The organism is Flavobacterium quisquiliarum (assembly GCF_019308285.1).
In the GTDB taxonomy this organism is placed as follows: Bacteria; Bacteroidota; Bacteroidia; order Flavobacteriales; family Flavobacteriaceae; genus Flavobacterium; species Flavobacterium quisquiliarum.
Map to the genome: position 1 here is coordinate 54,657 of NZ_WWEM01000006.1, position 23,267 is coordinate 77,923.

Genomic DNA, 23,267 nt, shown 5'->3' on the forward strand with positions numbered 1-23,267 from the left:
TAGTATGAAAATTAGTTACAACCGCAGCCGCCGCCGCTTTTTCCTGAATTTGCCCCGGAAGCTCCTTCACGGTAGGATTGGAAACTGAGTTCTGTCTTTTCTATTTTCCTGTTGGAAAGGACCATTTCAGAATCGTTGATTTTTCCTTTCTGGTATTCTTTTACCGATGTGCAGGAGGTGAACAGAATGCCCGTAAAAGCAATGCTGCATAACAGTACTAGCGCTTTTTGTTTTGGCTTTTTCATTTCAGGTTAATGTTTTTAGAAGTGTAAATTTTATTGTTGTCGTCGATGATAATACAATATAGATCTGCTATCTGATCTATTAAAAACAAGCCTGCTTTAATACCCATAACCGCTATTGGAGTGGCCATTGCATCTGCAAATTCTGCGTTTCCGCTAATAATGGTCACGCTTTTTATTCCGGTTATCGGAAGTCCTGTTTTTGGGTCAATGGTATGCGAATATTTTTTGCCGTTAATGGTTACAAACTTTTCATAATTTCCAGAGGTCGCCACTGCTTTATTGGAAATTTCCATATAAGAGAATGCTGCATTTGGAGCATCAGGATCTGCTACGCCAATTGTCCATTTTCTGCCGTCTGGCTGTAATCCCCAGGCCGAAAGATCTCCGCTGGCATTAATAATTCCGCTTTCAACATTATGATTTAAAAGAATCTGCTTTGCCATTTCTGCGGCATATCCTTTTCCGATACCGCCAAAACCAATTCGCATTTCTTTTTGTTTTAAATATACGGTTGTGTTTTCCTGATCTAAAATGATATTTCTGTAATCAATAAGATGTACCATTTTGAGTGCCGTTTCGGCATCTGGTAATTGGGTCATTGCTTTATCAAAATTCCATAGACTTTTGTCGATACTTCCATAAGAAATATCAAAAGCTCCTTGTGTAATTTTAGAAATTCCAATACATCTTTCGATAAGATTAAAAACTTCTAAATCTACTTTAACAGGCTTAATTCCTGCATTTTCGTTAATCAGGTTGGTTTGGCTGTCGGCTTTATAAGTAGTCAAAAGTTTTTCGATGCGTCTTATTTCCTCAATGGCAAGGTTAATACTCTTATTTCCAATATGCTCATTTTCTGCCACAACAGTAATAGTAAAGTTGTTTCCCATGAGTTTTAGGGACTCGGAATACTTCTGTTTTTTCAGTATGTTACTTTTTGCTATCACAGATTGCTTTTATTTCGGCTGTCCACTGCTCAGGAGTAGTTTCTGGTTTTCCGTGCCAGGTTTTAAGAACTTTTCCATCAGCATCAAGAAGCAGGGTTAGAGGGAAACTTCCTTCTTTATTGTAAATTTCGGCTAAATCCTCGTTTCGCTTTACTTGCTGGGGAGTTCCAATGTTTTTCTTCTTTCGTGGAAAATCAGCATTAACCAGTACCAGATTCTCGTTGGCCATCTCTGTGAATGTTTGATTTTCAAGATAGTCTCTGCGCGTCACGATACAAGGCCCGCACCAGTCTGAACCGGAAAAGTTGAGTAGAATTAATTCGTGCTTTTCCTTTGCCACTTTTTTGGCATTAGTAAAGTCAGGTTCCCAGTTGATGGGAAGTACTGTCATTAAAAGGAACATTGTAATTAGTTTCATTTTGCGGAGTTGTTTTAAGTATATACGAAATAACGAATTGTTGGGTATCTTATTTTTTTTGCTTGCTTAAGATTCGATTAAATTTTAAATCAAAAAAACTATTCCCTAAGCAGTCTGAACACCAAAAATATAACCCACGAGTGCTGACATTACCATGGCAAAAGTACCCCAGATACAGATACGTAATACCGCTTTTAAAGTATGTGATCCGCCAGCTTTTGCTGCCAGTATTCCTGATAATGCCAAAAAGAGTATGGAGAAGCCATATTGATAAAAAACCATTTCTTTGATAGGAGCAAAAATAGCCACCAAAAGCGGCAATAAACCACCAATAATAAAGGATATGGCCGATGCAAAAGCTGCAGTTAAAGGATTGGCCTGTGTGATTTCATTGATTCCCAGTTCATCCCGGGCATGGGCTTCAAGGGCATCATGAGCCGTTAATTCGACAGCAACCTGCCTGGCCAGTTCTTTATTTAATCCTCTTTGAATGTAAATATCGGTGAGTTCTTCCAGTTCTTCTTCGGGCAGCGTTTCAAGAGCGATTTTTTCTCTTTTCAAATCTGCAGTTTCTACATCAGACTGGGAACTTACCGATACATATTCGCCTGCCGCCATAGAAAGCGCACCTGCTACTAAACCTGCTACGGCCGCAAGCAAAATAGGTTCTCTGGTTATACTCGCCGCCGCAACACCAATCGCTAAACTAGTGGTCGATAAAATTCCGTCGTTTGCCCCCAGAACTGCTGCCCTGAGCCACCCGCTTCTATTGATATAATGATTTTCAACGTGCATAATTTTAATTTATAGTAGTTTAATCCAATCCGGATCTTCAGAGGTTTTTGGAACGCCTCCAAAATTAGTTTTTAGAAACTGTCTTATTTGTAATGCTGTTTTTTTTTGTGTAGCACTTTTCCAGTCATTCATATCATAAATATGAATCTGCTTTGCATTTGCGTTTGTAACAAATGAAATTCGGTATATTGAATCCTTATATTTTTTTATTTCATTTAACATCTCGCGATTTGGCAGCACAACAAGAATATTTTCCCAATCAAGAAAATCCTTAGGGATATCCTCACGGTCTTTTAATCCTAAAAATTCGAAAAAGGCTATTATTTTTTTGTCATTAAGCTTCTCTATATTTGAATCAACTGATTTTAAGAAGGTATGAAGTTTTGCCTCATCCTGAATTGTATTCATATTAAATTTTTTTGTTTTATATCATAAAAATTACATCAACACATTGTAAAGTAATGGATTAAGACTTGTAGAATGATTCTGAATTTTATAATACTATTTTAGGTTCGTAAATATTTTATGAAATAATCAGTTAGCAGTTATCTAATTTCAGAATGTCTGATTTCCCCGCCTGTAGTGCCTGTTTGCTGACCAAAGTATAAAACTGTCAGGCAGTACACCACTATAGCCAATGCAATATAATTAGCATACAATTTCTTTTTCCAATTGCTCCATAAAGCGGCTATAGAACCTATGCCCAATGCATAGGATAATAAAGCAAATACCTCTGCTTTTTCTTCATGTTCATGGATTAAACTTTTAGAGATTCCCTCAATTTGTTTTACCACATGCTCGGCGCCTTCGCCTGTTGCTATTGCTGCAAATGCCGTAATTGCTCCCAGTATAAAAATACAGTAAGCTGTTCTTTTTACAATTTCAGATTTTACTGCAAATCCGCCTATGAGTATCAATAAACCTACAATGGGTATAATAATAGGCAAGTGGTTCAATACTAAGTGATAATGTGCTCCGTTCATAATGTTTTGTTTTAAAGTATTAATTTTCTATTCTTCTTTGTTCTCCATTTTCATCCAGGCAATGCATTGGCTAAACCCGATTTTGTGCCTGTTGACATTGCTGTTCATAGACCAATCGGGGCAATTATAAAAAGCCCTGCGATGAGTTTATTGCTTACACAAAACTCAATTATTTTTAGAAAGCATAAGTTTGTTTTGTTAATCGTCGTTGTAAAAAATAAGCAATAGCAAAACACGCGCCAGTAGACGTGAAATTTTTAAGCCGATAAAAAACGATTAACAGTCTCTGGGCGGCTGCCAGATAGAGGAAAGGGAAATAGAAGAATAGGTAAATGAATACGTATATAAATTTTGTTTTTTATACGTAAAATTTACTTTTTGTATGGTTTCGTATTCTTGTATCAACGGGTAAAATACAACAGAACTGATATTGGTGTGTGATTTAAAAGGCAGTTTCATATCCTTAGCATAATCGGCATCATATACATCTGGTCCCTGATAGTGAATGCATAAAAACTCAAGAATTGTTAAGGCAGGATTTCGTTCTTTATGTTCCACATAATGTTCTACCATTACAGGCAGCTTTATAAGCTCTACCAATTGCGTTATAGAAAGCAGGTAGACCGATAAAAATAATATGGAAAGGTGTTTTTTCACAATTCAAATATAGCTAATAATCCTGTAATATTTTCAGGTAACTACTTGTTTAGAAATGTTGTAAATAGTTAAGTCTTGCCAAAATACTTTTAAGTTTTACCTGCAAAAAGATAAAAGGCTGTTTAAAAACAAAGGACGATAAAGCTATTACTGGAAGTTTATTCCTACTGACTAGAATGGTTCTAAATGTTAAATTTGATTGTTTTTTTTCTTGAATTCACACTAAATTAGCCATTGCATAAAAGCCACTGTTAAAAAAACGCCTTATTTTTTATTTATCAGCTGTTAATAGGATTACATGTCCAATTGTAGAGCATTACCAATAAACTTATCCTGTAGTAATTTAATTAGAAATATTATCCATGTATACAATAAATACGCAGCTGGCCTATTTTAAATACAACTTAGATTCTAAAAAGTTAATTGTAAATATTAAATGGTTTAAACTTGATAAGTTTAGCAATTTAAATTTACAAGCGCTTTCTTTTAACAAATCAGATCTTGAACTTTTTAAGAGTTTTATAGCTAAAAATAAACCTAACTTTCCCGGTTCTTGTTTTGTTGAGCAAACCACAAAAGAAGGATTTGATATGTTGATCAATAATGAATTATCTCAAAGTGCATTGCCCTATTATCTCATTTTATCCAAAAATCCAAAGTTAAATTTGGGCAATTCGATTTATCAGACTGAAATGATAATCTTGATGAATGAAAATTATCAATTCACTATTAATTATACTTTGGATTTTGACGTAATAGGTAAAATTGAAGTTTACAAACAGGTGAAAGAATAGAAAATAAATTAAATCAATTTACGGTTTAAATTATCGAAAATTTTTATGTTACATCATACAAAGCATCAAAATCTCCCGGTCTATTATCGATAAACGAAAACGGTGTCTTGAAATTCTTCAGAAACTGAAAGGAGAGCAAAGTTAACCAGATTCTAATTTTCAGTGGTCTTATTCCGAAAATTGGTGTGGCCATTCAGTTGACAACTGTTTGTTAATTGTCCTAATTTTTCCACATTTAGAATAAAATTATGTATTTGGGTGAACGCAATTTTTCCAGTACTCAAGTACTGTATTGATAATTGCTTTTGTTTTATGGAAGTCATTTTCTTTTTTAAAAAAGCCTTGAATACTAAGTGTAGTGTAAGCTTCTTCAATGGCATTTTCCGTTGCTGCGGTTGAGTAAAAAACAAAAGGTATGCTTTTTTTTCTAAGGACCGGGTCAGCATCTATAAGTCTCTTTAGCTCCAGTCCATTCATAATTGGCATGTTCACATCGCAAAAAATAATCAGCATTTTTTCATTACTGTTACATAGGTATTCAAGTGCTTCTGCGCCATTAATTTTCCAGACGATTTTGTTAGTGGTACCCAGAGATACAATTACATCTTCTAAAATCTCCTTGTCATCTGCATCATCTTCTATTATTAGGATATTACCGTTTTTTATCATTGTATTATTTTTAAGAGTATCTAAATGTATAACGTTTTTTTTAATATAGTAATAATTAGAGCATAAAGTATATTAGGTATACTGATGTAAATTTAGTACAACCTCTTTTTTATCTGTTACCGCGTTAATTTTTATGGCAAAAAAGGAATCTACTCTAAATTATGTGTTCCAAGATTTTTGTTGCAAGTCCAATATGAAACAGGGAACTAAAGATAGACAAATTCGTATTTCCTGACCGGCTTTTGGTTCCAATGAGTGAAACACTTTTAAAACCTCCAAGACTATTGATCAGATGAACTCTTTCGCGGCTCTGCAGCTGATCAATATCTGTAGAATCTAGAAATTTTGTTTTCATCTTCGCTTTGAAATTTTATTGTTAGAAATCCCGCGCTGTCTGCTGCATTTAAAGCGATCGATTTCTGATGGACGTTTTGCTGCATGTTTGGTTTTGCTGTTCTCAACACGTCTGCGCCATAATTTATAACTGCTGAATTTTAGTTCTTTTTTCATTAAAGCCTTTACATCAGCTTCTGATAAATTGAATTGAAACTTTATGGCATCAAAAGTGGTTCTGTCTTCCCAAGCCATTTCTATTATGCGATCCAGTTCAAGGAGAGAAAAATTACTTTGTTTCGTGTTCATGCCAATAAGCTGTTTAGATTACCATTTTTTGTCTGCAATAGCGCTAAGGTAATTAATTAGATTTATTTTTGTTTAATGTTATTTGATAAAAGTTAAACAATAACTATCTTTATGATGAAAACAGCATCTTTAAAAAATTGATTTACAATGCAATAATTAAATTATAGAACAATGGAAAAAATAGCAGTTATCGGTGGCAGCAGGGGAATTGGCAGTGCAATATTGCTGCAGCAGTTAGAAAATAAGCAGGTGTATAACATCAGCAGGACTGCTCCTGAAATTTATCATCCTAATTTAATCCATTATCCGGCTGATATTTTAAATGATAATCTTCCCGAAATTGAAAGTCTCGATGCTCTTATTTATTGTCCGGGATCGATAAACCTAAAACCTATTTCAAGTCTGAGTATTGATGATTTCAGGAATGATTTTGAAATTAATGTTATCGGCGCCGTAAAAGCGATACAGCATTATCTGCCGGCTTTAAAAAAAGCAGCACATCCCTGTATTGTGCTTTTCAGCACCGTTGCAGTAAAACTCGGAATGCCGTATCATGCCAGCATAGCCGCTGCTAAAGGCGGAGTTGAAGGGCTTGTAAAATCATTGGGCGCAGAGCTGGCTCCGGCAATACGCATTAATGCCATTGCCCCAACGATTACTGAAACATCATTATCTGCTTCGATTCTGCGCAATGAGCGTATGAAAGAAAATATGATAGAGCGCCATCCGCTTAAAAATTATTTAAAACCCCGGGAAGTGGCACACATGGCAGATTATCTGATTTCTGAAGCGGCAGGATCAATTTCGGGCCAGATTTTTCAGATGGATTATGGTCTGGTTAGTATTAAAATATAATCGTGCAGACATGAAAATTCTATTAACAGGCGCAACAGGATATATTGGCAAAAGGCTTCTGCCTTTACTGCTGGATCAAGGACATGAAGTAATCTGCTGTGTGAGAGATAAAAGCAGGTTCTACTATCCAGATAAAGCTTTAAAAAATATCCAGCTTCTTGAAGTTGATTTTTTAGATGCAGAAAGCGTAGAAAAAATCCCTGATGATATCGATGCTGCATATTATCTTATTCATTCCATGTCAGGTGCATCTAACTATGATGAGCTGGAAAGTATTTCTGCCCATTATTTTAAGGATAAAATAAACAAAACAGGTGCAAAGCAGATTATTTATTTAAGCGGTATTGTTAATGATAAATCTTTATCTAAACATTTATCTTCCAGAAAAGCCGTCGAAGAAATTTTAAAAAGCGGAAAAAAGCCAGCCACCACACTCAGAGCAGGAATTATTGTAGGATCCGGCAGTGCTTCGTTTGAAATCATACGTGATCTGGTCCATAAACTGCCTGTTATGATTACCCCGAAATGGCTTAATACCAAATGCCAGCCTATTGCCATTGCCGATGTTTTAGAGTTTTTAAGGCGGTCACTGCTGAATGCTAAAACCTATAACGAAAGTTTTGATATCGGCGGGCCCGATATCCTTACCTATAAAGAAATGCTGCTGGGGTTTGCCCAGGCAAAAAAACTCAAAAGATATATTTATACGCTGCCTGTGATGACCCCTAAATTGTCATCCTACTGGCTGTATTTCATAACTTCAACTTCTTTTAAACTGGCTTCGGCACTCGTGAGCAGTATGAAAGTAGAAGTGGTCTGCAGGGATACAAGAATTAATGATTTATTGCTTGTCAATCCAATGAGTTACAGTCAGGCATTGCAGCGGGCGCTTATAAAAATCGATGAAGATGCGGTGGCTTCGAGCTGGAAAGACGCACAGATCAGCGGGCAGTTTAAAGGAAGCACAGCTTATTATCTCAAGGTTCCTAAAAAGGATTGTTTTATTGACAGAAGAAAAAGGAAAATCATTGACAGGGACGCTGTAATATCTAAAATCTGGTCTATCGGCGGAGAAACCGGATGGTATTACGCAGACTGGCTGTGGAGCCTGCGCGGCTTTATTGATAAGATTTTTGGAGGGGTGGGCGCCAGACGCGGAAGAACAAGCAGACATGAGATTCATGCAGGGGACGCACTTGATTTCTGGCGTGTGGTATATGCAGATAAGCAGCAGGGAAAATTAATTTTATATGCAGAAATGAAACTGCCCGGAGAAGCCTGGCTCGAATTTAAAATTTTCAATAATACATTATATCAGGCCGCCACTTTTAAGCCTAAGGGAATATTAGGCAGGCTGTACTGGTATTCAGTTCTGCCTTTTCATGGTTTTATTTTTAACGGAATGATTAATGAATTAACAAGTTAAATTGATCTAGAAAGGGCATTATATAAAGAGTTTTATTTTGAATGTGGATGCGATGGCAGCCAAAAATAGCGGAAAAAAATGGTCAGTCAAACAAGACAGGCCACGCTGGCTGAATACTTATTATTTTGCGCCAGCAGCAAATGCCCGGACTAATTCATGTAATTGAATACTTTAGCAGGCTGATCTTGTTTGATTTTTGACACTTAATTTATTAAATTTAAAAATGATTGTTAATTTTAATTTTTAAAATATACTTTTTAGTATATTTGTGCCCTAATTAATTTGCAATGCTTAGTAAAGCTGAAAGAACAAAACAATTTATACTTGAAACTGCGGTGCCGCTTTATAATGAAAAGGGGATATCGGGGGTGAATATTGATGATGTTCTCGAAGCAACAAAACTTACTAAAGGATGCCTTTACGGTCATTTTGAAAATAAAGAAGATTTATCTGAGCAGGTTATTGATTTGTCTTTAAAAATGGTTTCAGACAGAATCAGAGCCGCAGTTTATCAAGCAAAAACAATAAAAGGTAAAGTGTGTGCATTTTTAGATTTTTATAAAAACCCAATCGAAACTTATATTTCAGGAGGCTGTCCTATATTTAACACTGCGGTGGAAGCAGATGATAATTATCCTCTAATAAAAGAAAAAGTAGCTAAAGTATTTAGAAACGGCCAGCAGGAATTAGAAGCTCTGCTGCAGGAAGGCATCAATACGGGCGAATTTTCAAGTAATCTTGATCCTGCTGTCTTTGCTTTTAAATTGACAGCTTCAGTTGAAGGGGGAATTGTAATGTGCAGGGTTATGGGGACGGCAAAACCAATGCAGGGACTTGTTAAAAGCCTGAAATCTGAATTAGAACAATACGTCTTATAATTTTTTTTGATTAAAAATATACCAAAAAGTTTATTTTAAAATATACTAAAAAGTCTAAAAATGAGAATTTATTAATTTGATAACTAAAGAATAAAAAATAATTTAAATAGAAATAAAAATGAAAACAGCAGGGAATACAATATTCATAAGCGGGGGAAGTGCTGGAATAGGATTGGCAATTGCTAAAAAACTAAGCCAATCAGGCAATACGATCATAATTAACGGGCGAAATGAAGAACGCCTGCAGAGTGCTTTAAAAGAATTGGATAATGCAGCTGCGATACAAGGCGATTTATCTATAGAAGCTGATAGAATTCGAATTGCAAAACAATTAAAAGAAGATTATCCAGAAGTAAATGTAATCATTAACAATGCGGGAGCAGCATTTAGTTATCTGCTGAGTGAAACTTTAAATGCCCACCAAAAAGCCGCTATTGAAATGAATACCAACTATTTGAGTGTAATTCATTTTACGGAGCTTTTAGTGCCGCATTTACTGCAAAAAACGGAATCTGCTGTAGTTAACATTTCATCTATTTCGGTGTTTGGAAGTCATAAATTAGTTCCCACTTATGGAGCAACAAAAGCGGCACTGCACAGTTATACTGTTGCATTGCGGTATACTTACGAAGAAGAAAAAAATCTTCAAATCTATGAAGTATATCCGCCATTGGTTAATACCGAATTTTCAGCCGAGATAGGAGGAGCAGACGGTATATCACCAGATGAAGTAGCCGATGAATTGTTTCTGGCTCTAGAAAAAAATCAGTTTGATGTTCCGGTTGGTGATTCTAAGCAATTCTTTAAATAAAGCACTATGAACATAAAAGGCAAAACGATCTTGATTACCGGAGGAGCTTCCGGTATTGGGTTTGAAGCGGCCAAACAGTTTTTGGCAGCTGGAGCCAAAGTAATCATTACGGGAAGAAATCAGGTTAAGTTGGATGCCGCTAAAAAGGCATATCCTGCGATTACAGCGATTCAAAGCGATGCGGCAAATAAAGAAGATGCAAAATTTCTTTTCAGCAAAGTAAGAGAATTGGGCGGCATTGATATTTTGTATAATAATGCCGCCGTACTTGTTCCTCCATCTAATTTAGGCATCCCAAATGACAAACATATTGATGGTGCGGCCTACGAAATGCAGGTTAATTATATTGGGGTTATCAGGCTTAATAATCTTTTTATGGACATGCTGCAATCCAGAAAAGAAGCAGCGATAATAAATACGACATCAATACTCAGCCAGGCCCCGTCATTAATTGAAGCTACTTATTCTTCTTCTAAAACGGCACTGGCTTTCTATACGGTTTCGCTTCGTGAACACTTAAAAATTATTGGAAGTAATGTAAAAGTCTTTGAACTGGTCCCTCCCCTTGTTGCTACAGAAATGACAGCAGACCGGAAAGATAAAAAAATATCGGTTGAAGAAATGGTAAAAGGACTTATCAGCGGGCTTCAAAAGGAAAATTATACCATCCGTGTGGGCGATGCGAAACTCTTTAACCTGGTTAACAGGTTTTTTCCAAAAACAGCCTATAAACTAATTAACCCGAAGAAAAGCTATCAGCTTTTAAAAAATTAATATGAAAGCATTTATCATAAATAAATATACCAAAGGAGGTCTTCAGCTTGCAGATCTCCCAACTCCTGATGTAGGCAGCAACGATGTTTTGATTGAGGTTTATTCTGCGGGAGTCAATTTGCTGGATTCAAAAATTAAAACAGGAGAATTTAAATTGATGCTTCCTTATAAACTCCCTATGATTCTGGGGCATGATGTGGCCGGTATCATTACCCAAGTAGGTAAAGATGTGAAGAAATTTAAAGTGGGAGACCAGGTATATTCCCGTCCTGCGGACTATCATGCAGGAACCTTTGCCCAGTATATCGCAGTAAATGAAAAAGATGTGGCATTTAAACCCAAAAACATTTCAATGAATGAAGCCGCTTCCATTCCGCTAGTTGCACTAACGGCATGGCAGGCGCTGGTTGAGCGTGCAGATTTAAAAAAGGGGCAGAAAGCATTTGTACAGGCAGGTTCGGGTGGTGTTGGAACTATAGCGATACAGCTGGCAAAACACTTAGGTGCAGTGGTTGCCACAACAGCCAGCACAAAAAGTTTTGATCTGCTTAAAAACCTTGGAGCGGACGTACTGATCGATTACAAAACAAATGATTTTGAAACTATGCTTAAAGATTATGATGTTGTCGTAAACAGCCAGGATCAAAAAACACTTGAAAAATCGTTGAATGTTTTAAAACCAAATGGAAAAGCAATTTCTATTTCAGGACCGCCGACACCTGAATTTGCCAAAGAAATAGGACTGCCTTGGTATTTAAAAATCATTATGTCCCTGCTTAGTTATGGCGTAAAAAATAAGGCTGAAAAAAAGCAGGTGCACTACAGTTTCCTATTTATGAGGGCAGAAGGAAGCCAGCTGCAGGAAATTACAAATCTTATTGAAGCTGAGGTTATCAGACCCGTAGTGGATAAAATATTTGCTTTTGAGCAGACTAACCAGGCACTGCAGTATGTAGAAAGCGGGCGTTCGAAAGGTAAAGCTGTAATAGAGATAAAGAGTGAGAAACAGTAAATCCAGGGAGTAAAATCCAACGCATTAATGCTGCTTCTACTCTCAGACAAGTATAATTTTTTAATCGCCTTCAATGCAAAAAAATAATGGAAGCTCCGATAATACTGCTGAGTATCATCTGAATCAGTATCAGCATAATGTGCCAAGGTTTTCTTTGTACCAAATTGATGCTTACTTAAAAAAATATGATAAAAAAAGAAGGAAAGCCCATGCCGCGAACCACTATCAGATCATTTGGTTTAAAAAGGGCAATGGCAGCTATTTTGTTAATTTAAAAGCATGGGATATTGACCAGAACACTCTTTTTTTTCTGACTGAAAATGATAACCATTATTTTGACAGAAACACCAATTACAGCGGAGTTTTAATTCAGTTTAATGAAGAATTTCTAATTCAGGACAATAAGGATACTGCATTTTTTTCAAAACACAGCCTGCTGGATAATCGCAAATGGCCATTTTTTTCACTTACCAGAGATGATGCCTTTATTTTAGATGAATATTTAAATCTGATTAGAAATGAATTCGCAGATAAAAATCAAAACAGCCATGAAGAGCTTTTAAGATCTTACCTCAAAGCTTTTCTTATCCAGCTTCAGTATAGATGGGAAAAAGAATATCTATTTGATGGGCGCAGGATTTTACCTGAGGGTAAAAAGCAGCTGCTATTGATGAAATTTCTTGATCTGGTAGAGGAAAATTATAAAAAAGAACTTAAAATCTGCCATTATGCAGAACTTATGCAGATCTCTTCCAGGACATTATCGGGTCTTACCAGCCAATTATTAGATAAAAGTCCCTCTGAGATTATCTGCGAAAGGATTATTGCAGAAGCAGAAAGAATGCTACTTGGCACCAATTACAATATCAGTGAAATTGGAAATTGCTTAGGTTTTGACGATAACTCTTATTTTGTAAAATATTTTAAAAAATATACCGGTATCTCACCTTTGGATTTCAGGAGATCCAGCTTAAAAGAAATATCTTAATATTAAGCAATACTGATAATCCTTAAGCGTATTATCAATTATTTAGTTCAGAACAGAAAATAATTGTTTGCTTTTTTATTATCCAATAAGCAAACTGGTCCGGACCTGCAATAAGAAAAGATCCCTTAAATCATTCTTTGATTTACATCTATATTGATGAAGCTTATCACATATGCCAAATAATTTATTTAATGTTTTCCGTTTCATGGTTTTATATTCAGCGGAATGCTTAAAAAACTAATTTAATAAGGACAAAAGGCTCTTGAATTTTTTTATGATAAAAAAAAAGCATCTGTCTGGGACAGATGCTTTATCAAAGTGTTCTTATAGTTATGTTAAGCTATTATTACATTCACTGCGTTTGGCCCTTTTTGGCCTTCTTTTATGTCGTATCGAACCGAGTCGTTTTCACGGATATTTTCCGATAGACCTGAAACATGGACAAAAATTTCGTTTCCTCCGTTATTTGGTGTTATAAATCCGAAACCTTTTTCTTCATTGAAGAATTTTACTGTACCTTCTTGCATCTTAAATATTTAATTTGTTCAAATATAGTGTATTAAAATGCGGTAAAGGGTAAAAAGAAATTAAATTGTGTTTTTATTAACTTTTAGGAAGAAGTTTAAAGGCATAACTGCTGGTCTGCATGCTTTTTTATATTCTTTTTTTATAATTAACAAAGGTTATGAATATTGGCATTATTTTATCTGTTTGCATCGCCGGCTTCTTTAAAGTTTATCAGGCAGGTGAATTGTTTTAGCTTGGTAAGCTGCTTTTTAAGCCCCCGTCATTTTTTATTTTAATTATCCCCTTAAGGCTTACGGTGCTCTGGTCATTATCTGGATTTAAAACGATATATCCCTGCTGTTCCAAAAATATTATGGCATCTACTGTTTCTGCATGCTTCAGCTTTTCAAGAGACGGATCGCCGATATTCATGCCTGAGGTTTTAAAAACCGGGTTAAGCAGTTCTGAGAGCTCTTCAAAAGTAAGGCATGAATTAATATTTGCTGCAAGTAATTGAAGTATTTTATCAGCAAGCACAAAAGTTTTTTCCACAAAATATTTTTTTTAAAATAAGAAAATTGAATCAAAAATAAAAAAAAATGGGAAGCTATTTTTTTATATAAGGTTTTAAATCACAAAGCATTCTTCCCTCACTCCTGTAAAAGGTGTGAGCTGAAAATAATCAGTTTAGAATTTTTAAGGAAAAAAAAAGCAGGCAGTAAGTAATTAAGATGCCAAAGAGCGCTCTGCATGACAGACAATCCTTGCTGAATTTGAATCCATTTTTCCTGGCAGGCAATCATGTAAAACAGGCTGACGGCATAAAGCAAAATTTTAAGTTCGGCTGGAAGTACTATTTTATAGCGGCCAGGCAGAGTTTTGATATTTTTTAGGAAATTTTTACGGTCTTTGCAGCGTTAATTTGTATATGAATCTATGTGAAATCTAGAGATATGGAGATAAGCTGCGAAGAATTATTATGGGAGATTATTTTTTTGCTTAACGAAAAGATAAAGGATTTTTACATGCATTCTCCCATGGAGTGCTATAAAACCATGAATATCCAGTTTGCAGGCTTTACGCAGCGGGTGCCGCAGTATTATATTGCTTCATGCCTTAATATCAGTACCGTGCACCTGAGCTGCCTGGAGTATGCCATGAAAAAAAACATCCAAACAGTTAACATTTGTTATTGCATGAAAACCTCAGGTTTATTTATTTGCAGTAGTGCCTGATTCAGCATGTTCGTCAGCATAAAAATTTAAACGTAATTAAATCCAGATTTATGTACAGCAGAATAAATGAAAATATAAAAACAATCAGAGAACTTAAAAATTACACCCAGGAGTATATGGCCTTAAGGCTTAATATCACACAGGCGGGCTACAGCAGGATTGAAAAAGGCTCAAACCGGTTGAGTTTTGAAAAGCTGGAAGAAATTGCCGCAGTCTTTGAAATGGATGTTAGAAACATCATAAAGTTTGACATCAGTCATTATGTGGAACCCGGCTTTAAAAGCATTGCCGGCACAGGACAGGGCAGTGTTTTAAACAGGCTCTACAGTGACAAGATTGCCCTTCTGGAGAAACTGCTGGAAAAAACCGACAAGGAACTCAATCTTTATAAAAATAAATTCGGGTGCCTTTAAGAGAGTTTTCCTCTGGCTTAGAGCAGGCTGCGGCAGCAATGCCTTTGTGGTGCAGGGGCTTGAAATCAGTTAAGAAAAAGTTTCAATTACGGTAAGATTCCTGTTTTTGTTCAGGTTCCGGAAAATTGTGTATATTTAATTATTAGTAATATTTTGTATCATCAGATTTTAAAGTTTTAAGTCAATATAGATTATAGATATGGCTTTTTAAATTTTAAGATTCCTTAAACTTATACTATAAAATAGAGAATATTACGCCATAAAGCTATGAAAAATATCTATTTTGCCGATGACGATCCTGATGACAGGGAAATTTTTGCCGAGCTTTTTTATGAGATGTTCCCTTTGGCGGGCCTGAGGCTTTTTGAAAACGGCAAAGCGCTTATGGAAGCCCTGTCTGTAAAGCCAGATCCGCTTCCAGACCTTATCCTTCTTGATCTGCAGATGCCCTTAAAAGATGGTTTTGAATGTCTTAAAGAAATACGCAGCTGCTCAGAAGATATAAAAGACATTCGGGTTATTATTTTTTCCACCTCGGGAAATCCCCGAACTATGGAGCGTGCCTTTGGTATGGGGGCGGATTTTTATGCCGTCAAGCCCGTATCATACAGGGATTTAAAATTCCTGATACGCAGAGTCATGGAAATTGACTGGAAGGATCCACATGCGGGTCATGGTTTCCTTTTAAGCTGAAATTTTTTATTTTATTCAAAGGATGATTTGAAGTGGCCGGCCGGCCTGCTGCTTAGCAGCCGTGGCTGTATTTCTCTGCGCAGTCAAAGCTTTTGCGGGGGGCTAGGCAGTGAGTGCCAAGGCAGAGCAGCCGGATCTGCCGCTGCAGGTATTTTTAATCTCAGGGCACAAGTGATATTATTATCAGTTTTACTTTCAGCATTCACTCCAATTTTCTTTCAGCGTTCATTGCCGCAGTCTGCTGTTATATCAAAGTACTGAAAAGAAACAAGGGATATTGAGCTTTAATGGATTGCGGACATATTTGAAAGACAGAGCTTTTTTACAGTCTGGTGCACAATGCCCTGAAATTATCCAAAGCAGAGGTACCGCCCCGTGTGGCTATCGCCTGCGGTATCATAGAAGACGAGCAGGGGGATTGGATGCAGATCAGTATTGAGGATAATGGCATCGGGCTTAATGATGCTGACAGTGAGCGGATCTTCACGTCCTTTGACTGTCATCATTCCAAAGACCAGTATGAAGGCAGCGGTGTGTAGCTTTCGCTCTGCAGGAAAATTGCTGAGCAGCATGGCGGCACCACAAAAGCCAAAGGACCAGGGCTCGGTCTTTACGTTGCTGCTGCTCTTAAAGCAGCGGAGCAGCAAATTTTAGGCCGTACAGGTTATTTTTTAACATTCAGGCATGCCTGGGTTAGCTTTTTAATAATTATATTTGATTTATAATCACAGCGGTTTATCACCGTAAGTTTTTTTTACAATGCACAGACAAGTACAATTCAGGGTGAGAAAGGATCTGGAGCCTCAGCAGCAGCTCAGGGTAATTAAATTAAAAGGAAGCCTTATTTCAAAAGGCTATACCGAGATTATCCATATCATGGACCAGGACGAGCAGTATCATATCAATACTTTTGAGACCCAGCCCGATAAAAGAAATGAAGTGCAGCAGTATATTGAGGCCTTTATAAGTGAGCAGAACCTCTCGCAGACCATATCAATAGATTACCCAGCTTAACTCAATTAACTCAGGATTTTTACCCAGGCCCGTCTGCTGTACCCAGGCGGGCTTTTTTGTTTTTGGTATCAAAGATCCGAAAAACCGTTTTCTTCACATCAGAAGGCCGGAGCATCCCATACGCCGGGGCAGCTTTTTTTATACCCTAACAAGTGAGCTTTGGTTTTCATTGCGGTCCGATGCAGGAAGCTGTCTTTTTAATTCGGTTTATTATGAAAACGGCCCTCTGCGGGGACGCATTACTGGTTTTAATTTCATTGCTGTATTTTGCAGATGCAGCCTGCCGGTAAGATCAATGGGTGTAAAATTCAGTGTTTTAAGAAAATTCCGGGTGCAGTTTCCCGAAGCCTTGTGATCGGCAATAAAAAATATTTCTTCCCTATTTGTATGGGCCGTGCATTTGCTGTCAGCTTTTAAATCTATCGGATTGAAGAGCTTTACAATATGGGCCTCGGGGGAGCAGCGATGCCGTAATTTTGTAGGTCATTGTATGGGTTATGCCCGATAAAAGCGAGTGGGGATCAAAAATCAGGCTGCTGGTATGCAGGATTATTTTTCCTGACATCTCCGGCAGCTTCTTCAAGACACACTCCAGATCATCCTTTGCAAGGAATAAAAGTATAATATCTGCTGCCGCTGCCTTCTCAAGGGAGCCAAGGGCGGCATTGGATCCCATTTTTGCAGTAACTTCCCCTACAAGGCTGCTGCCCCTGGGATTGTGCAGGGTAATTTTATATCCTGCCCTGGCAGACCTTATGGCCAGTTCAAGGGTAAGGCTGCCGATTCCTATGATTCCAATTCTCATAATTATTTAGGTTTAATGATACAGGGCTCATTATATAGAACATACACAGACTCTCAGCCTTGAAGCTCGCGCCGGTTTTTTTTAAGATTTTTTTAATCAGACTAAAATTAGTACAAATGCCTTGCAGACCTGCCCGTATTTTTACCTGTTTTTGGATTTTTTTTCAAAGACCGGGTCTGATCTCCGGTAAAGGCAGCAGAATTGTCAGCGAGGCCATAGTGCTTTATAAAATCTGGCCGGCAGTTTTTTTTGAATTATTTGTGCCTGCTCTTTGCGGGCTAAATTTCCTGCTGTTTTTAATATTATTGGTTTACAGGAATCTTCTAAGCATTTTTGCGCTACATTTGATGAGTTTAAATCCGCTTTGAGATGATAAATTCTGAGAATGCCCGCACGTCCCCTGAAGGGGCAGATGAAAAAGAGCCGGTAAAGATTATACTGGCCGAGGATGATACCGAAGACCAGGAATTATTCCTTGATGCCTTGGAGGAGGCTGAGGTGCCCTCTGAGGTAACGACCGTTGAAAATGGTCAGGAGCTCCTAGATACGCTCAGGGATGAATCCAAGCCCAATCCCGATATGATTTTTATCGATATCAATATGCCCGTTAAAGGAGGGAAAGAGGCGCTGGAGGAAATAAAGAAAGACGATGGGCTTCGGGACATCCCGGCCGTTATGCTTTCCACTTGGGATCATGCTTCGGATATTGAAGATGCCTTTGAGAAGGGGGCCGACCTATATTTGCAGAAACCCAGTTCTTTTGCCGGATTTGTGCTGCTGCTGAAAAAAGTGTTCTTTCTGCACTGGGCCAAAGCCTTGATGGGTCCGGTTAGAAATTTATTTTTTGTCTCGGAAAAGCATTTGTCAAACCGGGAATGACCGGGGCTTTTTCACTGTGCATTTTAATGGGATCAAAGTCATGCAGCATGATCTGTGTTGTCCGGATCAAAGTCCTCAAAAAAGGGAAGCAGGCAGGTCTTCGTGTAATGGGAATCATATTATCACAATAAAGTACAGGTATCAAATTAATTTTTTCATGGAACTGTCCCCGCTGTCTGTTATAATCTTTTGTAGCGGACCACGGCGCAGAAGGATTTCACTGCCAATCGGGGCTAAAATCTGGGAGGCATTTTTTTGCTGATCAAAAAAATCTGTTTTATAAGAGAGCATCATTTTGGTAAGTTGTGGTTTCAAAAGGACACAATGCAGGGATTGTTTGGTCTTCATTGGTTTACCAGGTATTCTGTAAAACGATTTCTCCTACTGATTCGTTTTTATCTGCCACTGTTTTTATAATGCTGTACCGGGTATAATTTTCAACTGTAATTTCAATAAGATAAGGCTGCGCGCTAAGGTTTTTTATTAAAAATTCCCCATTATGATCCCAGACCTTTAAATCCTGGATTTTTTTTCTCTGATCTGTAAAAGCATTAAGCTCGAAAACCTTAATTGAAAATGATTCAATAGGATTGAATCCGCTATCTACAATCCTTCCCCAGATACTGAAGCTTTCCTTCTGTGATTGAGCAGTGAAAAGGGGCATAAAAATAAGGGTAATTAAAAGTATTCTTTTGATCATAATATTTGATATTAGCTCATATTTACAGGCCTTTCTTGACATAAGGGGGTGCCTGGGAGTCCATAAATGAATTTTATCACAGAAGTAGGCTCTCCCGGCATCCAGGGGGCATTGTTTTTAATTTTTATAATTGATCCTCATGGTTTTAAAGTCTCCTCCGCTGCTGTCTGCTGTAAAGAGCCCTATTTTTCCCTGTGATGCACTGCTGAGTTTCTGCACTGTAAGGGAAGGCTGGGCCGCATTGTTTATAAAGGCTTTGACAGTTGCGCCCTCAATTACTAATTTCATTGTAAACCAGCCGTTGGGGTCTGGCGGATTGATGATTTCTTTCTCAAAAACCGCATTGCTCTGCTTTCTTAATCTATCCCAGGTAAAATCGGGATGGGAAATATACTGTACGGCATGAATTCTGCGTATGGAATCTTTAGCAGAGAAATTAAAAGGACGGCAGTAGACAGCATCATAAGTGCTGTCATCGGCACGGTGAAAGGCAATCCCTATAAAACTCCGCTGGAAAACGTCTTTTCCCCGCATTTGGATTTCAATTGTACCGTTTTTAAAGTCCTTAAAAGGCAGCCATACAAGGCCTTCCTTTTTGCTTTGGGCTATTTTTAGATAGGCTCCGCTGTCACTGGAAACAATTTTGACCTCTCTGTTTACCGGTTTCAGCTTACCTTTTTTGTATAAATCAGCAAGTTCAATGGTTTGCTGCTGCTGTCCAAATAGTAAGCAGGGGAGCAGTATCAAGGTAAACATTAAGGCAGATCTGGTGCTGTTTTTCATGGATAGGCTGTTTTTAGAAAAATATTTTCATCCGCAAAAATACAATACAGCCCAAAGGGAATAATTACCGGTTAGATAACAGAACTACCATTTTGATAAGCATTCCTGAATTCTTTTGGGGAAGTCCCGGTCTGCGCCTTGAAGAAACGCGTTAGATGATTGGCCTGGGAGAATTCAAGCCGGCATGAGATTTCATTTACATTAAGCCTGGTATAACACAGCAGGGACTTTATTTCAAAGAGTATAAATTCATTTACCATTTCAGAGACGGTAACCCCGAACTGCTTTTTGATGCATTTATTGAGCGTAACCCTGCTGATGCCCAGCTGCCGGGCGTAATAGTCGATGTTTCTTGTCCTGCGGACTTGATTCTGGAGGATCTCCTTGAACATAAATGCAATGCTGTTATTTTCTGTTTCGCAGGAGAGAAGGTAATGCGATGCATAGGCCCGGTTGAGTTTGATCAGTATAACATACAGCAGTGCCCTTATAAGGTGTTCGCTGTCTGATCTGAATGTTTTTATCTCAGCGAGCAGCTCGCAGATTATATTCTCCAACTGTGAAAAGAAGTCATCATTAACCTTGATATAGAGCGGTTTGGTTTTGTTGTAGAAATACTGCAGCCTGAAAGTGAAGAGCTTGTCAGAGAAGAAATCAGATAGGAAGCTGTCCTGGAAAAAAAGGAAAGAACACTCTATTTTAGTCTTGTCCAAAAACCATTTTCTTTTTTGAAATGGAGAAATAAAAATCACGGTTTGGTCTGAAATTTCAATTCGCTGCTGGTCAAGTTCTAAAACCCCGTTTCCTTTAGAGAAAAATATAATTTCGTAGAAATCGGTATCATGGAGCTCACTTTCAAAAAAATAGTATGGAATGTCCCTGTAAGTGCCTGTATCGATAAGCAGCTCAGCTTTATATTTGTTTTTTAAGAATTTAAATCTCTTCATTATCAGTATGTTTTCCGCATGATCATATAGGCTGCAAGGCTGTAAAAATAGTTATTTAAACCCGGATTATGCATAGCCGGACCGCTGTTTAATTATTCAAACAGCTTACAGGTGCATAATACTGCATTAAAAGGATTAAAACCAATACGGCGCCCAGATTGGGACGGTCAAAAAGAATGGTGCTGAATATCCGCTGTATGCTTTCAGCGGCATCTTCTGGAGGCGGCCGATTGATAATATAACCGGTAAAAGTAAAAATATAAGATGCAGGTGATGTCAGTAAAATCTTTCTCATTTTTATCCTCAAGCAGATATTCCCTGTCGCTGTAAGGACTGCCATGAACCATCAAAATCTTTATAAGTTTTCTGGCCGTCTGATATTCAAGTTTGATGTGGGCAGGAAGAGCAGAAAGATATTTTATCTGCTCTTGACCCACAATCTGATATGCTTAGCTTTCAATGTGATTTGAAACGTCATTGTGTATCTTGACAGCTGTGACGTCGTGATTTCCCGCAAGGTTAGGAATATGCTTTTTACGGATCTCATTGAAATCTCCTAGGTAGTAAACAGCGTCAATATTCTGCTCTTCAATACTTTTTAAGGTCTGCTCCAATGCAGGGAAGTTCGCATGTATATCCGATATTATTGCAATTCTCATATTTCTTTTAAGCAGTTTCTGCAGGCAGTTGTTTTGTAAAATACTTTTTTCTAAACCAAAATGCAAGGTTTACCAGTGCTATAAGAGCAGGTACTTCTACCAAAGGACCAATAACACCTGCAAATGCCTGTCCGCTGTTTATTCCGAATACTCCAATTGCCACGGCAATAGCCAATTCAAAATTATTGCCGGTGGCTGTAAACGCAATAGATGTAGCCTTTGAATAGTCAGCCCCAAAATATTTTCCTGTAAAAAAGCTGATGACAAACATTAAAGTAAAGTATATGACAAGCGGTATTGCAATACGCACGACATCCATCGGGATTTGAACAATAAGTTCCCCTTTCAGGCTGAACATTACAATGATCGTAAAGAGCAGTGAAATAAGAGTAATCGGTGAGATAAACGGCACGTACTTATCCTCAAACCATTCAGAGCCTTTTAAAGCTATCAAAGCATAGCGGCTTATGATTCCCAGAGCAAATGGAATACCTAGATAGATACCCACACTCTCGGCAATCTGTGCAATGATGATATTGACTTCAAAACCATCATATCCAAAATAGGGAGGTAGAATGGTTATAAAAATGTAAGCGTATACACTATAAAGCAGTACCTGAAAAATACTGTTTAGGGCAATTAGTCCTGCAGCATATTCGCGGTTTCCGTCTGCCAGATCGTTCCATACCACAACCATTGCGATACAGCGTGCCAGGCCAATCAGGATCACCCCGATCATGTATTCAGGATATCCGCTTAAAAACAGGAGCGCCAACAAAAACATCAAGACAGGGCCTACAATCCAGTTCAGGAATAAAGAGGCGCCCAAGACTTTAGTGTTCTTGAAAACCTGTCCCATCTGTTCGTATTTTACTTTTGCCAGTGGCGGGTACATCATCAGGATAAGTCCTATTGCCAATGGAATGTTTGTTGTTCCGCTGGAGAAAGAATTGATGAAATCTCCGCTGGAAGGAATAAAGTATCCTATAGCCACGCCTATAGCCATAGCAAGGAAAATCCAAAGGGTCAAGAAGCGGTCAAGGAAGCTTAACTTTTTGCGTCCGACAGCTGGTGCACAGTTATTTGCTGACATTTTATTTTTTTATTTGTGAGAATATGTAAAACATTTCAGTTCCAATCTGCAGACTGCGCTCCAGATAAGTTTCTTTCTGCTGAGGCGTTCCGTCGGAAATTTTTGGATCTTCAAAAGTGATCGGGATTCTTTTCTCAGCGCCTGCTATAAACGGGCATCCACCGGCAGCCTGCGAACAGGTCATTATTGCGGCAAATCCGCTTTCAGGATTGAAATCATCATCATAGGTTTTGGAAAAACCAATGACAGGAAGTCCGTCAGGTGAATATTTTATGGAATAAACGGGGTTTGATCCCTCTGAAAGAGTTTTGATGTTGAATCCTGAATGCTTCAAAATCTCCGCTGCCATTGGGAAAAGGGCAGTAGCCTCGGTTCCCCCCGAATAGCATGAAACGTTTTCGATGCCGTAATAGGCAGCCGCAGTCTGCGCCCAAACCTGCGAGAGATGGCTTCTTCTGGAATTGTGCGTGCAGATTAGGTTTAGTCTGGTTTCCAGCTTACCGTCCGCTTTTGTCTGAATGAAGTCGATTAGTGGCTGCAGGACTGCTTTGCGCTCTTCGGAGATCTGCTTAAAATCAAATGATTTAACGGTATTCTCAATTTGTGGATATAACATAGTTTTTTGGCTGTAAAGGTTTATTGATT

At 37.8% G+C, this 23,267-nt stretch carries 34 protein-coding genes; 13 read left to right on the forward strand and 21 right to left on the reverse strand.

Going from position 1 to position 23,267, the window contains the following annotated elements; genetic code table 11:
• Window positions 1-11: 11 nt before the first annotated feature.
• The 7 genes from GSY47_RS01020 to GSY47_RS01050 form a co-directional block, all read right to left on the reverse strand.
• Window positions 12-245 (reverse strand): DUF4266 domain-containing protein, encoded by a 234-nt coding sequence (locus GSY47_RS01020; protein ID WP_056251109.1) that lies wholly within the window; start codon window positions 243-245, stop codon window positions 12-14.
• The gene (locus GSY47_RS01025; protein WP_219071045.1) at window positions 242-1,135 is read right to left on the reverse strand and encodes an FAD:protein FMN transferase; all 894 of its coding nucleotides are present in this window, start codon (window positions 1,133-1,135) and stop codon (window positions 242-244) included. The genes GSY47_RS01020 and GSY47_RS01025 overlap by 4 nt, the downstream gene beginning before the upstream one ends.
• Before the next feature lie 40 nt (window positions 1,136-1,175).
• Complete coding sequence (locus tag GSY47_RS01030; RefSeq protein WP_219071046.1) at window positions 1,176-1,610, reverse strand: thioredoxin family protein; 435 nt, start codon at window positions 1,608-1,610, stop codon at window positions 1,176-1,178.
• Between the two features lie 105 nt (window positions 1,611-1,715).
• Window positions 1,716-2,405: a VIT1/CCC1 transporter family protein gene (locus GSY47_RS01035; RefSeq protein WP_219071047.1), complete on the reverse strand. Its 690-nt coding sequence runs from the start codon at window positions 2,403-2,405 to the stop codon at window positions 1,716-1,718.
• Between the two features lie 9 nt (window positions 2,406-2,414).
• The gene (locus tag GSY47_RS01040) at window positions 2,415-2,813 is read right to left on the reverse strand and encodes a hypothetical protein (RefSeq protein ID WP_219071048.1); all 399 of its coding nucleotides are present in this window, start codon (window positions 2,811-2,813) and stop codon (window positions 2,415-2,417) included.
• Window positions 2,814-2,950: 137 nt separating this feature from the next.
• On the reverse strand, window positions 2,951-3,388 hold the full coding sequence (locus GSY47_RS01045) for a hypothetical protein (RefSeq protein WP_219071049.1): 438 nt from the start codon (window positions 3,386-3,388) through the stop codon (window positions 2,951-2,953).
• A gap of 276 nt (window positions 3,389-3,664) precedes the next feature.
• Complete coding sequence (locus GSY47_RS01050) at window positions 3,665-4,045, reverse strand: hypothetical protein (protein WP_219071050.1); 381 nt, start codon at window positions 4,043-4,045, stop codon at window positions 3,665-3,667.
• Between the two features lie 362 nt (window positions 4,046-4,407).
• Here GSY47_RS01050 and GSY47_RS01055 point away from each other — a divergent pair, with 362 nt between their 5' ends.
• The gene (locus tag GSY47_RS01055; protein WP_219071051.1) at window positions 4,408-4,839 is read left to right on the forward strand and encodes a hypothetical protein; all 432 of its coding nucleotides are present in this window, start codon (window positions 4,408-4,410) and stop codon (window positions 4,837-4,839) included.
• Window positions 4,840-5,085: 246 nt separating this feature from the next.
• Here GSY47_RS01055 and GSY47_RS01060 read toward each other — a convergent pair whose 3' ends face one another.
• From GSY47_RS01060 to GSY47_RS01070, 3 genes are all read right to left on the reverse strand, one after another.
• On the reverse strand, window positions 5,086-5,508 hold the full coding sequence (locus tag GSY47_RS01060; protein WP_116751095.1) for a response regulator: 423 nt from the start codon (window positions 5,506-5,508) through the stop codon (window positions 5,086-5,088).
• Window positions 5,509-5,662: 154 nt separating this feature from the next.
• Entirely contained in the window at window positions 5,663-5,863 is a 201-nt protein-coding gene (locus tag GSY47_RS01065) for a hypothetical protein (protein ID WP_219071052.1), read from the reverse strand.
• A complete protein-coding gene (locus GSY47_RS01070) occupies window positions 5,860-6,150 on the reverse strand; it encodes a TIGR03643 family protein (protein ID WP_219071053.1) in 291 nt (96 codons plus the stop codon). Before GSY47_RS01070 ends, GSY47_RS01065 begins: the two co-directional genes overlap by 4 nt.
• A 171-nt stretch (window positions 6,151-6,321) precedes the next feature.
• Here GSY47_RS01070 and GSY47_RS01075 point away from each other — a divergent pair, with 171 nt between their 5' ends.
• The 7 genes from GSY47_RS01075 to GSY47_RS01105 all read left to right on the forward strand — a co-directional run bounded on the left by GSY47_RS01075 (window position 6,322) and on the right by GSY47_RS01105 (window position 12,894).
• On the forward strand, window positions 6,322-7,005 hold the full coding sequence (locus GSY47_RS01075) for an SDR family NAD(P)-dependent oxidoreductase (protein ID WP_219071054.1): 684 nt from the start codon (window positions 6,322-6,324) through the stop codon (window positions 7,003-7,005).
• 10 nt (window positions 7,006-7,015) lie between these two features.
• Complete coding sequence (locus GSY47_RS01080) at window positions 7,016-8,431, forward strand: SDR family oxidoreductase (RefSeq protein WP_219071055.1); 1,416 nt, start codon at window positions 7,016-7,018, stop codon at window positions 8,429-8,431.
• 287 nt (window positions 8,432-8,718) lie between these two features.
• A complete protein-coding gene (locus GSY47_RS01085) occupies window positions 8,719-9,309 on the forward strand; it encodes a TetR/AcrR family transcriptional regulator (RefSeq protein WP_219071056.1) in 591 nt (196 codons plus the stop codon).
• Window positions 9,310-9,427: 118 nt separating this feature from the next.
• Complete coding sequence (locus GSY47_RS01090) at window positions 9,428-10,120, forward strand: SDR family oxidoreductase (protein ID WP_219071057.1); 693 nt, start codon at window positions 9,428-9,430, stop codon at window positions 10,118-10,120.
• Between the two features lie 6 nt (window positions 10,121-10,126).
• On the forward strand, window positions 10,127-10,894 hold the full coding sequence (locus GSY47_RS01095; protein ID WP_219071058.1) for an SDR family oxidoreductase: 768 nt from the start codon (window positions 10,127-10,129) through the stop codon (window positions 10,892-10,894).
• A gap of 1 nt (window position 10,895) precedes the next feature.
• Window positions 10,896-11,906, forward strand: coding sequence for an NADP-dependent oxidoreductase (locus GSY47_RS01100; RefSeq protein ID WP_219071059.1), 1,011 nt, complete (start codon window positions 10,896-10,898; stop codon window positions 11,904-11,906).
• Window positions 11,907-11,979: 73 nt separating this feature from the next.
• Window positions 11,980-12,894 (forward strand): helix-turn-helix domain-containing protein, encoded by a 915-nt coding sequence (locus GSY47_RS01105; protein ID WP_219071060.1) that lies wholly within the window; start codon window positions 11,980-11,982, stop codon window positions 12,892-12,894.
• A 335-nt stretch (window positions 12,895-13,229) separates the two neighbouring features.
• Here the strand turns inward: GSY47_RS01105 and GSY47_RS01110 are convergent, their stop codons facing one another.
• Window positions 13,230-13,421 (reverse strand): cold-shock protein, encoded by a 192-nt coding sequence (locus GSY47_RS01110; protein WP_219071061.1) that lies wholly within the window; start codon window positions 13,419-13,421, stop codon window positions 13,230-13,232.
• 229 nt (window positions 13,422-13,650) lie between these two features.
• Window positions 13,651-13,953 (reverse strand): hypothetical protein, encoded by a 303-nt coding sequence (locus tag GSY47_RS01115; RefSeq protein WP_219071062.1) that lies wholly within the window; start codon window positions 13,951-13,953, stop codon window positions 13,651-13,653.
• Window positions 13,954-14,686: 733 nt separating this feature from the next.
• Here GSY47_RS01115 and GSY47_RS01120 point away from each other — a divergent pair.
• The 4 genes from GSY47_RS01120 (at window position 14,687) to GSY47_RS01135 (ending at window position 16,756) form a co-directional block, all read left to right on the forward strand.
• The gene (locus tag GSY47_RS01120) at window positions 14,687-15,049 is read left to right on the forward strand and encodes a helix-turn-helix domain-containing protein (RefSeq protein WP_219071063.1); all 363 of its coding nucleotides are present in this window, start codon (window positions 14,687-14,689) and stop codon (window positions 15,047-15,049) included.
• A 267-nt stretch (window positions 15,050-15,316) separates the two neighbouring features.
• Window positions 15,317-15,742, forward strand: a complete 426-nt coding sequence (locus GSY47_RS01125) for a response regulator (protein WP_219071064.1) — start codon at window positions 15,317-15,319, stop codon at window positions 15,740-15,742.
• Between the two features lie 329 nt (window positions 15,743-16,071).
• On the forward strand, window positions 16,072-16,281 hold the full coding sequence (locus tag GSY47_RS26400; protein ID WP_379786624.1) for an ATP-binding protein: 210 nt from the start codon (window positions 16,072-16,074) through the stop codon (window positions 16,279-16,281).
• Between the two features lie 220 nt (window positions 16,282-16,501).
• Window positions 16,502-16,756, forward strand: a complete 255-nt coding sequence (locus tag GSY47_RS01135) for a hypothetical protein (RefSeq protein ID WP_095927794.1) — start codon at window positions 16,502-16,504, stop codon at window positions 16,754-16,756.
• Window positions 16,757-17,162: 406 nt separating this feature from the next.
• Here the strand turns inward: GSY47_RS01135 and GSY47_RS01140 are convergent, their stop codons facing one another.
• The gene (locus GSY47_RS01140) at window positions 17,163-17,561 is read right to left on the reverse strand and encodes an NAD(P)-binding domain-containing protein (protein WP_219071066.1); all 399 of its coding nucleotides are present in this window, start codon (window positions 17,559-17,561) and stop codon (window positions 17,163-17,165) included.
• A gap of 369 nt (window positions 17,562-17,930) precedes the next feature.
• Here GSY47_RS01140 and GSY47_RS01145 point away from each other — a divergent pair, with 369 nt between their 5' ends.
• Entirely contained in the window at window positions 17,931-18,440 is a 510-nt protein-coding gene (locus tag GSY47_RS01145) for a response regulator (RefSeq protein WP_095927791.1), read from the forward strand.
• Window positions 18,441-18,581: 141 nt separating this feature from the next.
• Here the strand turns inward: GSY47_RS01145 and GSY47_RS01150 are convergent, their stop codons facing one another.
• The 8 genes from GSY47_RS01150 to GSY47_RS01185 all read right to left on the reverse strand — a co-directional run bounded on the left by GSY47_RS01150 (window position 18,582) and on the right by GSY47_RS01185 (window position 23,238).
• On the reverse strand, window positions 18,582-18,788 hold the full coding sequence (locus GSY47_RS01150) for a hypothetical protein (protein WP_219071067.1): 207 nt from the start codon (window positions 18,786-18,788) through the stop codon (window positions 18,582-18,584).
• Window positions 18,789-18,792: 4 nt separating this feature from the next.
• Window positions 18,793-19,182, reverse strand: coding sequence for a hypothetical protein (locus GSY47_RS01155; RefSeq protein WP_219071068.1), 390 nt, complete (start codon window positions 19,180-19,182; stop codon window positions 18,793-18,795).
• Between the two features lie 75 nt (window positions 19,183-19,257).
• Window positions 19,258-19,923 carry a hypothetical protein gene (locus GSY47_RS01160; RefSeq protein WP_219071069.1) on the reverse strand — a complete coding sequence of 222 codons (666 nt, stop codon included), beginning with the start codon at window positions 19,921-19,923 and terminating at the stop codon, window positions 19,258-19,260.
• 71 nt (window positions 19,924-19,994) lie between these two features.
• Window positions 19,995-20,870, reverse strand: coding sequence for an AraC family transcriptional regulator (locus tag GSY47_RS01165; RefSeq protein WP_219071070.1), 876 nt, complete (start codon window positions 20,868-20,870; stop codon window positions 19,995-19,997).
• A gap of 88 nt (window positions 20,871-20,958) precedes the next feature.
• Window positions 20,959-21,165 (reverse strand): hypothetical protein, encoded by a 207-nt coding sequence (locus GSY47_RS01170; RefSeq protein ID WP_219071073.1) that lies wholly within the window; start codon window positions 21,163-21,165, stop codon window positions 20,959-20,961.
• A 154-nt stretch (window positions 21,166-21,319) separates the two neighbouring features.
• The gene (locus GSY47_RS26105) at window positions 21,320-21,529 is read right to left on the reverse strand and encodes a metallophosphoesterase family protein (protein ID WP_246611232.1); all 210 of its coding nucleotides are present in this window, start codon (window positions 21,527-21,529) and stop codon (window positions 21,320-21,322) included.
• Between the two features lie 7 nt (window positions 21,530-21,536).
• Window positions 21,537-22,622, reverse strand: a complete 1,086-nt coding sequence (gene arsB / locus GSY47_RS01180) for an ACR3 family arsenite efflux transporter (RefSeq protein WP_129053268.1) — start codon at window positions 22,620-22,622, stop codon at window positions 21,537-21,539.
• A gap of 1 nt (window position 22,623) precedes the next feature.
• Complete coding sequence (locus GSY47_RS01185) at window positions 22,624-23,238, reverse strand: arsenate-mycothiol transferase ArsC (protein WP_219071072.1); 615 nt, start codon at window positions 23,236-23,238, stop codon at window positions 22,624-22,626.
• Between the last annotated feature and the right edge of the window lie 29 nt (window positions 23,239-23,267).

What these genes read in the sequence shown, in the direction of transcription:
- GSY47_RS01150 (WP_219071067.1), bottom strand. Translation starts at nt 18,788, where the DNA reads ATGAAGACCAAACAATCCCTGCATTGTGTCCTTTTGAAACCACAACTT.
- GSY47_RS01110 (WP_219071061.1), bottom strand. Translation starts at nt 13,421, where the DNA reads ATGCAAGAAGGTACAGTAAAATTCTTCAATGAAGAAAAAGGTTTCGGA.
- GSY47_RS01095 (WP_219071058.1), top strand. Translation starts at nt 10,127, where the DNA reads ATGAACATAAAAGGCAAAACGATCTTGATTACCGGAGGAGCTTCCGGT.
- GSY47_RS01040 (WP_219071048.1), bottom strand. Translation starts at nt 2,813, where the DNA reads ATGAATACAATTCAGGATGAGGCAAAACTTCATACCTTCTTAAAATCA.
- GSY47_RS01085 (WP_219071056.1), top strand. Translation starts at nt 8,719, where the DNA reads ATGCTTAGTAAAGCTGAAAGAACAAAACAATTTATACTTGAAACTGCG.
- GSY47_RS01155 (WP_219071068.1), bottom strand. Translation starts at nt 19,182, where the DNA reads ATGTCAAGAAAGGCCTGTAAATATGAGCTAATATCAAATATTATGATC.
- GSY47_RS01060 (WP_116751095.1), bottom strand. Translation starts at nt 5,508, where the DNA reads ATGATAAAAAACGGTAATATCCTAATAATAGAAGATGATGCAGATGAC.
- GSY47_RS01025 (WP_219071045.1), bottom strand. Translation starts at nt 1,135, where the DNA reads ATGGGAAACAACTTTACTATTACTGTTGTGGCAGAAAATGAGCATATT.
- GSY47_RS01170 (WP_219071073.1), bottom strand. Translation starts at nt 21,165, where the DNA reads ATGAGAAAGATTTTACTGACATCACCTGCATCTTATATTTTTACTTTT.
- GSY47_RS01080 (WP_219071055.1), top strand. Translation starts at nt 7,016, where the DNA reads ATGAAAATTCTATTAACAGGCGCAACAGGATATATTGGCAAAAGGCTT.
- GSY47_RS26105 (WP_246611232.1), bottom strand. Translation starts at nt 21,529, where the DNA reads ATGAGAATTGCAATAATATCGGATATACATGCGAACTTCCCTGCATTG.
- GSY47_RS01125 (WP_219071064.1), top strand. Translation starts at nt 15,317, where the DNA reads ATGAAAAATATCTATTTTGCCGATGACGATCCTGATGACAGGGAAATT.
- GSY47_RS01120 (WP_219071063.1), top strand. Translation starts at nt 14,687, where the DNA reads ATGTACAGCAGAATAAATGAAAATATAAAAACAATCAGAGAACTTAAA.
- arsB (WP_129053268.1), bottom strand. Translation starts at nt 22,622, where the DNA reads ATGTCAGCAAATAACTGTGCACCAGCTGTCGGACGCAAAAAGTTAAGC.
- GSY47_RS01055 (WP_219071051.1), top strand. Translation starts at nt 4,408, where the DNA reads ATGTATACAATAAATACGCAGCTGGCCTATTTTAAATACAACTTAGAT.
- GSY47_RS01045 (WP_219071049.1), bottom strand. Translation starts at nt 3,388, where the DNA reads ATGAACGGAGCACATTATCACTTAGTATTGAACCACTTGCCTATTATT.
- GSY47_RS01100 (WP_219071059.1), top strand. Translation starts at nt 10,896, where the DNA reads ATGAAAGCATTTATCATAAATAAATATACCAAAGGAGGTCTTCAGCTT.
- GSY47_RS01165 (WP_219071070.1), bottom strand. Translation starts at nt 20,870, where the DNA reads ATGAAGAGATTTAAATTCTTAAAAAACAAATATAAAGCTGAGCTGCTT.
- GSY47_RS01105 (WP_219071060.1), top strand. Translation starts at nt 11,980, where the DNA reads ATGCAAAAAAATAATGGAAGCTCCGATAATACTGCTGAGTATCATCTG.
- GSY47_RS01065 (WP_219071052.1), bottom strand. Translation starts at nt 5,863, where the DNA reads ATGAAAACAAAATTTCTAGATTCTACAGATATTGATCAGCTGCAGAGC.
- GSY47_RS01185 (WP_219071072.1), bottom strand. Translation starts at nt 23,238, where the DNA reads ATGTTATATCCACAAATTGAGAATACCGTTAAATCATTTGATTTTAAG.
- GSY47_RS01070 (WP_219071053.1), bottom strand. Translation starts at nt 6,150, where the DNA reads ATGAACACGAAACAAAGTAATTTTTCTCTCCTTGAACTGGATCGCATA.
- GSY47_RS01140 (WP_219071066.1), bottom strand. Translation starts at nt 17,561, where the DNA reads ATGAGAATTGGAATCATAGGAATCGGCAGCCTTACCCTTGAACTGGCC.
- GSY47_RS01020 (WP_056251109.1), bottom strand. Translation starts at nt 245, where the DNA reads ATGAAAAAGCCAAAACAAAAAGCGCTAGTACTGTTATGCAGCATTGCT.
- GSY47_RS01160 (WP_219071069.1), bottom strand. Translation starts at nt 19,923, where the DNA reads ATGAAAAACAGCACCAGATCTGCCTTAATGTTTACCTTGATACTGCTC.
- GSY47_RS01145 (WP_095927791.1), top strand. Translation starts at nt 17,931, where the DNA reads ATGATAAATTCTGAGAATGCCCGCACGTCCCCTGAAGGGGCAGATGAA.
- GSY47_RS01090 (WP_219071057.1), top strand. Translation starts at nt 9,428, where the DNA reads ATGAAAACAGCAGGGAATACAATATTCATAAGCGGGGGAAGTGCTGGA.
- GSY47_RS01075 (WP_219071054.1), top strand. Translation starts at nt 6,322, where the DNA reads ATGGAAAAAATAGCAGTTATCGGTGGCAGCAGGGGAATTGGCAGTGCA.
- GSY47_RS01030 (WP_219071046.1), bottom strand. Translation starts at nt 1,610, where the DNA reads ATGAAACTAATTACAATGTTCCTTTTAATGACAGTACTTCCCATCAAC.
- GSY47_RS01135 (WP_095927794.1), top strand. Translation starts at nt 16,502, where the DNA reads ATGCACAGACAAGTACAATTCAGGGTGAGAAAGGATCTGGAGCCTCAG.
- GSY47_RS01035 (WP_219071047.1), bottom strand. Translation starts at nt 2,405, where the DNA reads ATGCACGTTGAAAATCATTATATCAATAGAAGCGGGTGGCTCAGGGCA.